Source organism: Paenibacillus artemisiicola, assembly GCF_017652985.1.
Lineage (GTDB): Bacteria > Bacillota > Bacilli > Paenibacillales > Paenibacillaceae > Paenibacillus_Z > Paenibacillus_Z artemisiicola.
This window is the reverse complement of record NZ_JAGGDJ010000001.1, coordinates 689,973-702,323: the sequence shown is the minus strand read 5'-3', so window position 1 is coordinate 702,323 and position 12,351 is coordinate 689,973. Positions and strand designations below refer to the sequence as shown.

Sequence of the window (12,351 nt, the reverse complement as noted above, 5' to 3'; positions counted from 1 at the left end):
GGAAAGAAGCCAGTCTTTAATCCTTGAATGTTCCGCTCGCGGGAATAACAGCAGCGCCAACACGATGTACCTCTTGCTCCAAAAATCGGATCGGCCGAACGTGTTATGTCCACTCGGAGGAGATCAAGTTATAATCGAAGAGAGGAAATGCAGCGGAGGTCGGAGTGCCGGTGGGAGAGGGGAGAATGGCCTTAAACAAGATACACGTCAGGCAATTCCGGGGCAGGGTACCCGGACATCGTTTTAGGCGGATTGCTATTGTAGGCGCAGCCATGTTCCTGCTGCTCTTCGCGACCGGTTGCGCGAAGTCGCAGCAGGCGGACGGCGACGGCGGCACGGGTCTGGACGAGTTAATTTGGTATTACCCGCAGAACAAGGCGAACGCCGACTTGCAGCTGGTGAACGACGAGGTCAATAGGCTGATCGCGGACCAGATTCATGCGAAGGTCAAATTGCAGCCCGTAGACTTTGAGAACTACGAGCAGAAGTTGAATACGCTCGTGGCGGCAAGCGATCCGATGGATATCATCTGGACGTCGAACTGGTTGTTCCCCTGGGACGCCAATGCCCGGAAGGGCGTGTTCCAGCCGCTGGACGAGCTGCTTGAACGCGACGGACGGAAGCTGAAGGCGTCGATGTCTCCGCGATTCTGGAACGACGGCCGGCTGGACGGCAAGCAGCTTGCCGTGCCGAACTACCAAATTGCCGCTACGCGTCCGAGCTTGATCATTCAGAAGCGGTTCGTCGATAAATATAAGCTTGATCTCGGCACGATCCGTAAGATTGACGATATCGAGCCTTTCTTAAAGCAGCTGAAGGAAGGAGAGCCGGGCATCGTTCCTTTCGGCACGACAAGGGGCTTCTATACGTCCCATATCTACGGCATTGATTGGCGCGCGTCCGTGTATCGCAACGATTCGACCAACCGCGTTCTTCCCGATGTCACGCCGGAGATGAGGCAGAACTTCGCTTTGGTCCACGCCTGGTACGACAAAGGGTATATTAATCAAAACGCCGCGACGCTGAATAACGTGTCGGATGTCTACAATAAGGGCAACACGGCCGTTTGGTTCGATTTTACGGGAAAACCGGGCTCCGAAGCGGAGTTCAAGGCCGGTGACGGCGGATTCGACGTCGTGCTCGTTCCGCTGGCGAAGCCGTCGTTTACCGGCGCGGCCAGCTCGATGAACGCGATCAGCCGGACGTCGAAGCATCCGGACAAGGCGATGCAATTGCTTGAGCTGGTGAACACCGATAAGCAGCTCTATAATACGCTCGTGTACGGGATCGAAGGCAAGCATTATACGCGAGCGGCCGGCAACTACATCAAGCTGATTCCGGATTCCGGGTATTTCACGAACACGGATTGGGTATTCGGTAATATTCGCAACGAATATTTGCCGGAGGGGGCGCCGGCGGACAAGATCGAACAGACCGAACGCATCAACAATGAGGCGGAGGTATCCCCATACTACGACTTCGTGTTCCGAACCGACGATCTAAAGGCGGAGCTCGCCAACGTGAAAGCGGTTAACGACGAGTATTACGCGGCGCTCGCCACCGGAACGGTCGATCCGGAGAAGTATTTGCCGATCTACAAAGAAAAGTTGAATAGGGCCGGAAGCGAAAGGATAAGGGCGGAGAAACAGAGGCAGCTGGACGAATGGCTGAAGGCGAAGGGAAAGAAATGAACCCCGATCGATAGACAGGGCTAAAAGGCCGAGAACGACGGTGCAAACCACACCGTGCGGTTCTCGGCCATTTTAGTCGTTTCCGCCGTCTGTCTCCAAGCTCGGATCCTCGCGGCATTCCGCAGCCCGGGCAACTTGCGGTTAGAAAAATGCAGATCGTCTACTCAACGCGGCGATAAAAGTACAGTTTTTACACTGTTTTAAAGATGGAATTTTAGCTATCTTGATCTCAGGCAAGCAGGCCAATCCAATCGTCGCAGGCAAGGAGGAAGACATCGCATGAAGCGCAAGAAGGCAATCCGGTTTTTCGGCAGGAACATCGAACTGTTTACCCTCTCGCTCCCCGCAGTGATCTATATTTTTATCATGTCGTACATCCCGATGTTCGGGGTCATGGTCGCTTTTAAGAATTATAGGTACGACAAGGGAATTCTGGGCAGCGAATGGATCGGCTTCAAAAACTTCGAGTTTCTATTCAAAACGGAGACGGCACTCCGTATCACCCGCAATACCGTGCTGTATAACCTGGGCTACATGGCGCTGACCACGATCGCGGCGCTCGCCGTAGCCATCCTGCTCAATGAAATCGCGAAAAAGTGGCTCAAGGTGTATCAGACCGCGTTGATTTTGCCCTTTTTCCTGTCGTGGGTGGTCATGAGCTACATCACGCTGGCGTTCCTCGACCACGACAACGGCTTCATCAACAGCTGGCTGGCTTCGGCCGGAATGGAAAAGATCCAATGGTATTTCGAAGCGAAGTACTGGCCTTACATTCTGAATATCGTGCACTTGTGGAAAGCGATCGGCTTCTCGGCGATGGTGTACTACGCCGGCATTCTCGGCATTGACGGCGAGCTGTACGAAGCAGCCCGGATAGACGGCGCGAAGCGGATGCAGATGGTGACGAACATTACGATTCCCCAGCTGACGCCGCTGATTATCATTCTGCTAATTCTCAGTATCGGCAACATGTTCCGGGGCGACTTCGGTCTGCACTATTTTATCCCGAACAACAACGGGATGACGTTCGCGACGACGGATATTATCGATACGTACATCTATCGGGCGCTTAGCGAAATTGCCGACGTCAGCATGGCTTCCGCCGTCGGGTTGTACCAGTCGTTCGTCGGCTTCGTTCTGGTCGTCGTCGCGAATTTCACCGTAAGACGATTCAATGAGGACAATTCGCTGTTCTAAGGAGGAAAACAAGCCGTGGCAACCAAGTCGACCAAGGCGGTATGGAGTCAGTTGATCATCCATGCCGTATTTATCCTGATCACGATCGTGATGCTCGTTCCGTTCGCGCTCGTCATCATCATCTCGTTTTCCGACGAACAGTCGATCCTGCATAACGGCTTTCGCCTCATTCCGGATCAGTTCAGCGTCCGGGCTTATCATTACTTTCTGAAAACGCCGGACACCATCCTTCGCGCCTACGGCGTGACGATCCTCGTCGCCGTCATCGGCACCTGCATCAGTCTGATTCTGACCTCCACGATGGGGTACGTGCTGTCGAGGAAGGATTACGGGCTGCAGCGGGCGACCTCGTTCTACGTGTTCTTCACGATGCTGTTTAACGGCGGTCTTGTACCTTTCTACATTCTCGTGACTCAGATTCTGCAGTTAAAAAATTCGATATGGGCACTTATCATCCCAGGATTGCTAAGTCCGTTCTATGTGCTAATCATGAAGGGGTTCATGTCCAAAATTCCGACGGAGATCATCGAGTCGGCGAAGGTGGAGGGAGCGCGCGAGTGGCTGATCTACATGAAGATGATTCTTCCGCTCTCGAAGCCGGCGCTGGCTACGCTGGGACTGTTCATTCTCTTTAACTATTGGAACGAATGGTTCAACGCGCTGCTCTTCATTAACAATGAACAGCTGGTGCCGCTGCAATTGCTGCTCGTAAGGACCATGAACACGCTTGACTTCATCACGTCGCGTCCCGAATTCGCCACGGCCATGGTTTCGCTCAATGTGGACATGGGGGATTTTCCGAAGACGTCGGCAAAATTCGCGGTTGCCGTTCTATCGGCGGGACCCATGCTGTTGGTGTTCCCGTTCTTTCAACGGTTCTTCGTTAAGGGGCTCACGATAGGCGCCATTAAAGGATAGGCTGCCATTCGCGGAGGGGCAAAGCCGGGAAGGAGGGGAATCCAGGGGAAGCATCCGGCCGTTTGTATCCGCTTCCATAAATTGCAGACCAACTCAAACATCATTTTAAGGGAGGGTTTTACCTTGACGACGATCATCAGAAATAGAACGCCTATTAAGTGGATGTCGCTTCTTGCGATCAGCTCAGCGATCGCCTTGGCCGTAACGGGCTGCGGCAGCAACAACTCGGGGAACGACGGTTCTTCCTCCAATAACGCGGCCGCGTCCGACCAAGCGACCGCCTCCGACAATACGGCAGCGACTAGCAACACACCGTCCGACAATGCCGCCTCGCCCGATAAGGAGCTCGACCCGGTAGAGCTGACGTGGTACTACCCGCAGAATAAGGCCAACCCGGATCTGCAGCTGGTGAACGATGCCGTCAACAAGATTACGCAAGCGAAGATCAACGCGACGATTAAGCTGATGCCGATCGACTTCGGCACGTACGAGCAAAAGATGAACACGATCGTGGCCGCAAACGAAGAGGCGGATATCATCTGGACGTCGAACTGGCTGTTTAAGTTCGATCAGAATCAGAAGAAAGGCGTGTTCCAGCCGCTGGACGACTTGCTGAAGAACGAGGGACAGCAGCTGTACCAAACGATGGAGGAGAAATTTTGGAACGATGCGAAGATGGACGGCAAAATCTACGCGGTGCCGAACTACCAGATCTCGGCTACACGGGTAGGGCTGGTCGTTCAAAAGCGATTTGCGGATAAGTATAATCTGGACGTCAACGCCATTAAGAAGATGGAGGACATCGAGCCTTTCCTGAAGCAGATCAAGGATAACGAGCCGGGAATCGTCCCGTTCGGCACCACTCGCGGCTTCTATACCGGTTATCTGTACAACATTGATCCGAAAGGGCCGGTGTACAAGGACGATGCGACCTTCAAGGTGCTTCCGGACGTGACGAACGAATTGAGAGACAACTTCAAGCTCGTTCACTCCTGGTATACGAAGGGCTACATTAATAAGGATGCCGCTACGTTGAAAAACGCGGCGGATGCGTATAACAAGGGCACCACGGCGGTCTGGTTCGACTTTACCGGCAAGCCGGGCTCCGAGGTGGAGTTCAAAGCGGCGGACGGCGGCAATGACGTCGTGCTCGTACCGCTGGCGAAGGCGGTCTTTAGCGGTTCGGCCAGCACCTTGAACGCGATCAGCCGGACTTCCAAGAATCCGGAGAGAGCAATGAAGTTCCTGGAGCTGGTGAACACGGACAAGGAACTGTACAACACGCTCGTGTACGGAATCGAAGGCAAGCATTACGCGAAGACGACCGACAATTTCATTAAAATCAATCAAGATGCCGGGTACTTCACCAACACGGATTGGATCTTCGGCAGCATCATCAACGAGTATTTGCCGGAAGGCTCGCCGGCCGACAAGCTGGAGCAGACGGCGAAAGTCAACGCGGAAGGCGAGGTTTCGCCGCTTACCGGGTTTGTCTTCAATACGGATCCGGTCAAGACCGAAACCGCGAACGTCAAGGCGGTCAACGACGAGTATTATGCCGGTCTCGCGACAGGTACGCTCGATCCGGCGAAATACCTGCCCATCTACGAAGAGAAGCTGAAAAAAGCCGGCGCCGATGTCATCGTAGCCGAACGTCAGAAACAGCTTGACGAGTGGCTGAAGGCGAACGGCAAGAAATAGGATCGGCGAATAGACTTATGGAAACCTGGGCTAACTCCCTCGAGCGGAAGAGGCCCGGGTTTCCATAGGCATTCTTCGAAGAGATGCCGCGGGTCGATCTTGCGGAACAAGAGAATGGGGGAGGACTTCAAGTGAAGATTGCGATGCTGCAAGGAAGAGACATACGGAAGCGGGTGTTTGGCCGGGAGCATCTGACGCGACTTCGCGAACTTGGCGAATTGACGCTCAACGAGGAAGACGGCAATCCGTCGGAGGAGCATGCGCGCGAGCTGATTGCAGGAGCCGACGCAGCGATCACCTCCTGGGGCTGCTGCCCGCTGACCGAGCGGGTGCTGGAGAACGCGCCGGATTTGAAGCTCGTCCTGCATGCGGCGGGAACCGTAAAGCCGATTGTGACGGAATCGCTGTGGCAGCGCGGGATTCGGGTAACCAACGCTGCCGAAGCGCTTGGCATAGGGGTGGCGGAGACTGCGCTCGGCTTTACCATCGTCTCGCTCAAGGACATGTGGCGGCTCAGCAGGGATACGGCCGCAGGCGGCTGGGGCGACGGTTCTCGCGTGCGCGAAGTGTTCAATCTGACGGTAGGGGTCGTTGGAGCAGGACGTGCAGGCTCCCACTATATCAAACTGCTTCGGCAGTTCGACGTCAGGATCGTGCTCTACGACCCGTTCGTGAGCGAGGAGCGAGCCTGCGAGATGGGGGCGCAGAAGCTGGAACTGGAGGACCTGCTGCGAGAAAGCGACGTCATCTCGATTCACTTGCCGTCTCTGCCGGAGACGTACCGGATGTTTAACGCCGAGCGGCTGTCGATGATGAAAGACGATTGCGTGTTGATCAATACCGCCCGTGGCTCGGTCATTGACGAGCAGGCGCTCGAAACCGAATTAAGGAAGGGCAGATTATTTGCCTGTCTTGACGTCACCGATCCGGAGCCGCCGTATGAGAATCATCCGCTGCGCGGGCTGCCGAACGTGATTCTAACCCCGCATATCGCCGGCGCTGTCCATAATGGCATGGGCCGTATCGCGAAGGCCATCGTGAACGACCTGCGAGCTTATCTTGACGGCCGTCCCCTGAGCGGAGAAGTGTTGGCGGAGCAGATGCATTTGCTGGCTTGAGATCGACCATCCGCGCTGCACGACGCCTTTCGGTTATCCGGAGGGTGTCGTGCCGCAACAAGGAAGTAGGCGTTTCGTGTTGAAATACGTATAAGCGATCCAATCCCGTGGAGGGGCTGCCAGCGATTCGAACGCTATAGGACGTCGTGGATGAGGGGATGCATCGATGAACAACTACTTGCGCAAGTATCGGGAACGGAAATATTTCATGCGTATCATACTATCGATCAATTTGCTTATTATCTCCGTTATGCTGGCCTCCTTGCTGTCGGCTTTTTTTTATTCGAAGAAGATCAGCCTGGATTCGCAGCAAGAAGCCAACGAGAAGGTATTAGCCCAGATTAACTACAACATTTCATATATGAACGACACCGTGAAAAACTTCGCCATCTCCATGTTCTACGATACCGATATGGCTCACTTGTTATTTAGCGGCGAGCAGGATACCTTCGAAGATACCGACCGCATAAACAAGCTCACCAAGACGATCGCGTATAACTCCTTTATCCACTCCATTGTTTTTTATAATAGCAAGCGCAACCAGTTTTTCTCGAGCGGCGACGACGCGATCACGAGCTCGAGCAGCAACCTGATGAATCAAATCGACGAATTTCTGAGCGGCGGCAAACAAATCTTCAAAATGCAGATGATGCCGCTTCGCTACGTTCCGGACCTTAAGCATCCCGAGCGTTCGCAGCAAGTGTTCACCCTGATCATGTACGACTCGCTGGATGCCTATACGAAGAAAGAGAGCGCGCTGATCATCAATGTCAAGCCGGAATGGCTGTTCGAGAAGCTGGAGCTGATGAACCGGCAGTCCTCGAATCAATCCAACCGGATCTTCGTCCTGGATCAGAATAAAGAAACGTACAGTCCGGACATTCAAAACGATCAAGGCCTGGGTGGCCTCAAGGACGAGGTGTATCGGCAAATCGCATCCTCCCACCGCCAGGTATCCCAGTTTACGTATATGGCCAGCGGTGAGAAGCAAATCGTCAACTACATCGTGAACAGCTCCGTTCACTGGGTGATCGTCGATGTCGAGCCTTATGTAGGCGTCATCTCCGCGGTCAATCAGCTGAAGATCATCTTCGCAACGGTCGCCGCCATCTGTCTTGTTCTCGCCATCGCGGCCTCCTGGATCGTCGCGAATCGGCTGTATTCCCCCATCAACGGGCTGCTGAAGCAAACGAAGCGGCTGCCCGGCGGCGAGCCGGACCGCACGAACGAGCAGGACGAGATCAGTTACATCTCGCATATCTATAACCATCTGGTCGAGAAGCTTATGACCGAGCAGACGAAGCAGGAGAGCAACGAAGCGATCGTGCGCTCTTACTATCTGCGCAAGCTCGTGACCGACAGCGGATCCTTCTCGTCCGAGGAGTGGGCCGAGTGCGTGCGGGGCGGATACGTGAACGCCGATCTGGAGCAGGCGAGCATCGTAGGGGTCCTTAAATTCGATCGGTACGAAGAGCTGAAAGCGAAAAAGCGCGGCGTGGACGTGAATCTATTGAATTTTGCCGCGTCCAATATTCTCCGGGAGTATATTTCCGAAGAGCTGCGCGGGGACGTCGTCGACATTCGCGGCGAGCATCTGGTGCTGTTCTTCGAAGCCGGCGCGAACCCGGAGGAAAGCTATGCGGCGATCGCAAAGCTGCTGAAGCAGGCGCAGCACGTCATCGGCCATTACTACCACGTCTCCTTCACGGTTGCGCTGAGCGATGTCGCGCTTCATTATCGCGAGCTCACGGCCAGCTACGAGCAAGCATTGGATTACTATCTATACAAAATGAATTTTGGTCTCGGCTCCGTGATTGCGCCGGAGATGGTGCAGGGCAATCTCGCCAATATGGAGTCGCAGATCCCGCTTGAGCTTGAACGGAAATTCGCGGAGGCGATCAAAGCGAGTCATCCGGAGAACGTCTTCCAAGAGTTGGAGCAGCTGCGCCGGCTGATTGCGGGCATGAGCTCCGACGCCGTCGTGCAATCGGTCATTCAACTCGGCATCCTGATTAAACAGACGGTCCGCGAAATCAACCAGAACAAGCTATCGCCGCTGCTTATCGACCTTCGCTCCATTGATCGCCTCGTATTCGAGAAGGAAACGCTTGACGAAATTTTCGCGGAGTTCGGCGCCATTCTCGTTGCGATTTTCGAGGATCAAAAACGCGGGACGGAGACGAAGGATCATTTTATCATCGATACGATCAAAGACGTGATTCAGGCCAATTACGCCGACCCGAATCTGAGCCTGCAGGAGATCGCCGATATGCTCCGAATGTCCTCCGCGTATGTCGGCCGCATTTTCAAGAGGCAGGAGACCATCTCCGTCGCGGATTACATCAACGAGATTCGGCTGCTGAAATCGGTCATGCTGCTCGAGAATAATAACCAGCCGGTGAACGAAATCTCCGAGAAGGTCGGGTTCAGCTCGCCGAGCTACTTTTTCAAGCTGTTCAAAAAGCGCTTCGGCACGACGCCGAAGGATTACCGCATCAAGCGATCGTTGTCGTTGTAGCAGACCTTCGAATCGCTCTCGTGCATAAAAGTTCAAATTGTTCATCAAGGCGGTGAAAGAAAGTGCGAATCTCGCACTTTTTTTAGCTTTATTCGGGGGTTACGCTGATCCTAAGCCAATTGAACAGAGGGGGAATTCCGATGCAGGACGAGTTTCGATTCGAGACGCGCTGTCTGCATGCCTTGGTCAAAGTGTTCCCGGACGAGGAGCTTCAGGCGGCGTCTTATGCGCGAGGCTCCGCCCTGCGCGGAGAGACGTTCGATTTTCAGGTCGCCTACCGGGCGCCCGCGTTGACCAAGCCGATCCGGGTGAGCGTCGCTTCCGGCTTGCGGGCGAGCATCACGCTGCGGGAGGTCGGCTTGGCGCCGTCGGAACTCCCCTGCCAGCGCCGCCATGACGATAACGTGCTGCGGGTCGCGCCGGGATTGTACCCCGATCCGCTGTATCCGATCGACGAAGAGCAGGGTGTGACGGGGATCCATTATCAGTGGAGAACGATCTGGATAAGCGTAGAGCTGAACGAAGAGACACCGCCCGGTACGCATGACGTGACGGTGCGGTTTGCAGCGGCGACGGGGGAGAAGCTCGGCGAGGAGTGTTTTCGCCTAGAGGTTATTCCCGCCGTGCTGCCGCCCCAGACGCTTATTCACACGGAGTGGTTTCATGCCGACTGCTTGGCCAATTACTACGGCGTCTCCGTATTCAGCGATGCGCATTGGCAGCTGATGGAGCGGTATCTGCAGACCGCCGTGCGGCACGGCATGAACATGGTGCTCACGCCGCATTTCACGCCGCCGCTCGATACCCGGGTCGGCGGCGAACGCCCGACGGTGCAGCTGGTGGATGTCCGGAAGGACGCCGGCGGCATATATGCATTTGGCTTCAGCCGCCTGCTGCGATGGGTCGAGCTGTGCGATCGGGTCGGTATCCGCTATTTCGAGTTCTCGCATTTGTTTACCCAATGGGGCGCGAAGCACGCTCCGAAAGTGATGGCGGAGGAGCAAGGAGAGTTGCGCCGCATTTTCGGCTGGGAGACGGATGCTGCCGGGGAGGCGTATACGTCGTTCCTGGGCCAGTATCTGCCTGCTTTGACAACGTTTCTGCGCGAACAAGAACTTGAGGGACGGTGCTATTTTCACATCTCGGATGAGCCTCTGCTTGAACATATGCCCTGGTATCGAAGCGCAAGCGAGCTCATGCAGGCTCACTTGAGCGGGATGCCGATCCTCGATGCGCTGACCCATTACGAGTACTATGAACAGGGGCTCGTGCAGCGGCCGATTCCGGCGAACGATCACATCGAACCGTTCCTCGAGCGTCAGGTGCCGGAGCTGTGGACGTATTACTGCTGCGTGCAGTACCGGCAAGTGTCCAATCGGTTCTTCAACATGCCGTCCGCCCGTAATCGCGTAATCGGCGTCCAGCTGTACAAGTTCCGAATCGCCGGGTTCTTGCATTGGGGCTACAACTTCTGGAATACGCAGTATTCGCTGCAAGCCATTGACCCGTACCGCGTAACGGACGCCGGCCGAAGTTTTCCGTCCGGCGACGCCTTTCTGGTATATCCAGGGAAAGAAGGGCCGGTTGAGTCCATTCGCCTGGAAGTGTTCTATGAAGGGCTGCAGGACCTTAGGGCGCTGCAGCTGCTGGAAAGCTTGGCTGGCAGAGACCGCGTGCTGGCATTAATCGAAGAAGGACTTGCGGAGCCGTTGAGTTTCAGCCGTTATCCGAACGATGCCGAATGGCTGCTCGGGCTTCGGGAACGGGTCAATCGGGCGATAAAGGATGCAGCGGAGTCGAACGGAAGGGGAGAAAGCAATGAACGCTGAGCATCAACCAATCGAAGTCATTATCGTGGGCGCGGGCAGCCGCAGCATGAATTATGCGAGCTATGCCCTGCGTCATCCCGATCAGATGCGCGTGGTCGGGGTGGTCGACCCGGATGCGAACCGGCGCGCGCATACGGCCGAACGTTATGGGTTGGCGGAGAATATGAGATTCGCAAGCGTGGAGGAGCTAGTCGCGCGGCCGCGGCTGGCGGACGCGGCGATTAACGGGACCTTGGATGCGCAGCACGTGTCGACGAGCTTGCCGCTGCTCCGGAAAGGCTATGATGTGCTGCTGGAGAAGCCGATCGGGATTGCGGAGGAGGAAGTACTGGCGCTGTATCGCACGGCACGGGCTTACGGCCGCAAGGTCATGATTTGCCATGTGCTGCGGTATGCTCCGTTCTACGTGGAGCTGAAGCGGGCGCTGGAGGCAGGCACGATCGGAGAGATCCTCCACATTCAAACCGAAGAAAACGTAGACTATCACCACATGGCCACGGCGTTCGTGCGCGGTAAGTTCTCCAATAAGGAGCGGGGAGGCTCGAGCTTCCTCATGCAAAAATGCTGTCATGACCTCGACCTCATCACTTGGTTTCAAGCGAAGGTGCGGCCGATCAACGTGAGCAGCTGCGGCGGCCGCTCGTATTTTCGCGAGTCGCGGGCTCCTCATGGGTCGGGAACCCGCTGCCTGACCGACTGCGCAATTGAAGAAAGCTGCGTATACTCAGCGAAGAAGCTGTACGTGGACTATCCGCTCTGGCCCGTATACGTCTGGCCGCGTTACCTGGACGGCGTCCGGCTCAGCGACGAGGAGAAGCTGGAGAGCCTGCGTACCGATAACCCGTTCGGCCGCTGCGTCTGGCGTTGCGATAACGATATCGCCGATCATCAGGCGGTGATGATGGAATTCGAGAACGGAAGCACGGCGGTTCATAATTTGGTGGGCGGAACGGCGAAAGCCTGCCGGACCGTGCATATTACGGGAAGCAAGGGCGAGATCTACGGGGAACTCGAGGAAGGGTTCTACGTGGTGCGCCGCCCGGATCTGCGGGAAGGCGGCGTATACAGCGAGCAGCGCGTCGATATTCCGGTCAGCCGCGACATGCATGGCGGCGGCGATCACCGGCTCGTGGAGGATTTCGTGCGGGCGGTGCGAGGAGACGCGTCCGCTCAATTCTCCACGTCCCTGGAACATTCCATCGTCGGACACCTCGTCGGGTTCAGGGCGGATGCGTCCATGGCAGCCGGACAGACGTTGTCGTTCGATTGGAGCGAAGGAATAAAATAGCACGCAGGCAAGAAACCAAAAACAAAAAGCAAACCCTCCGCCTTGTGGAAGACGGAGGGTTTCTTTGATTAATGAGAAGCCGTTAGCGAGC

General features: G+C 55.7%; 8 protein-coding genes. All 8 read left to right on the top strand.

Translation table 11 applies throughout. The annotated features are described in order from the left end of the window. Positions 1-272 precede the first annotated feature (272 nt). The 8 genes from I8J29_RS03095 (at position 273) to I8J29_RS03060 (ending at position 12,260) form a co-directional block, all read left to right on the top strand. On the top strand, positions 273-1,691 hold the full coding sequence (locus I8J29_RS03095; protein ID WP_208846164.1) for an ABC transporter substrate-binding protein: 1,419 nt from the start codon (positions 273-275) through the stop codon (positions 1,689-1,691). 279 nt (positions 1,692-1,970) lie between these two features. Next, positions 1,971-2,888 carry an ABC transporter permease gene (locus I8J29_RS03090; protein ID WP_208846163.1) on the top strand — a complete coding sequence of 306 codons (918 nt, stop codon included), beginning with the start codon at positions 1,971-1,973 and terminating at the stop codon, positions 2,886-2,888. Between the two features lie 15 nt (positions 2,889-2,903). Continuing rightward, complete coding sequence (locus I8J29_RS03085) at positions 2,904-3,806, top strand: carbohydrate ABC transporter permease (protein WP_338113017.1); 903 nt, start codon at positions 2,904-2,906, stop codon at positions 3,804-3,806. 123 nt (positions 3,807-3,929) lie between these two features. Then, entirely contained in the window at positions 3,930-5,507 is a 1,578-nt protein-coding gene (locus tag I8J29_RS03080; RefSeq protein WP_208846161.1) for an ABC transporter substrate-binding protein, read from the top strand. A 131-nt stretch (positions 5,508-5,638) separates the two neighbouring features. Beyond that, positions 5,639-6,625, top strand: coding sequence for a hydroxyacid dehydrogenase (locus I8J29_RS03075; RefSeq protein ID WP_208846159.1), 987 nt, complete (start codon positions 5,639-5,641; stop codon positions 6,623-6,625). A 166-nt stretch (positions 6,626-6,791) separates the two neighbouring features. Further along, positions 6,792-9,143: a helix-turn-helix domain-containing protein gene (locus tag I8J29_RS03070; RefSeq protein WP_208846157.1), complete on the top strand. Its 2,352-nt coding sequence runs from the start codon at positions 6,792-6,794 to the stop codon at positions 9,141-9,143. A gap of 140 nt (positions 9,144-9,283) precedes the next feature. Further along, positions 9,284-10,972: a DUF4091 domain-containing protein gene (locus tag I8J29_RS03065; protein WP_208846155.1), complete on the top strand. Its 1,689-nt coding sequence runs from the start codon at positions 9,284-9,286 to the stop codon at positions 10,970-10,972. Beyond that, entirely contained in the window at positions 10,962-12,260 is a 1,299-nt protein-coding gene (locus I8J29_RS03060; RefSeq protein WP_208846153.1) for a Gfo/Idh/MocA family protein, read from the top strand. The genes I8J29_RS03065 and I8J29_RS03060 overlap by 11 nt, the downstream gene beginning before the upstream one ends. Positions 12,261-12,351 lie beyond the last annotated feature (91 nt).